This window comes from Ochrobactrum sp. SFR4, from assembly GCF_019730395.1.
Lineage (GTDB): Bacteria > Pseudomonadota > Alphaproteobacteria > Rhizobiales > Rhizobiaceae > Pseudochrobactrum.
This window is the reverse complement of record NZ_JAAPBB010000943.1, coordinates 1-260: the sequence shown is the minus strand read 5'-3', so window position 1 is coordinate 260 and position 260 is coordinate 1. Positions and strand designations below refer to the sequence as shown.

Here is a 260-nt window from a genome sequence, read left to right as displayed (position 1 = left end):
CGGCGATTGTGTCCAGTTCGGCACGGCCAACAGCCTGATTAGCAAGGATAATACGGGTCGCACCCAAAGCGGCACAAACCTGCAATTGCTGGATGGTTGCAACAGTCAGCGCCCATGCGCCATCGGCAAGCTGTTGCGCCATAATCTGCGGGCACATCGTGGTCTTGACATGCGGGGCAATCAAGGCGCCGCGCTCCGCCACAAATTTCTGCATCCAGCGGGAATTATGCTGCAATGCTTGCGCGCGGATAACCGCGACA

At 58.1% G+C, this 260-nt stretch carries 1 protein-coding gene; it reads right to left on the bottom strand.

The window, feature by feature from the left end; all coding sequences use genetic code 11:
- The coding region (locus HBA93_RS21865; protein ID WP_221724650.1) for an alanine racemase at positions 1-260 on the bottom strand (260 nt) is incomplete at both ends.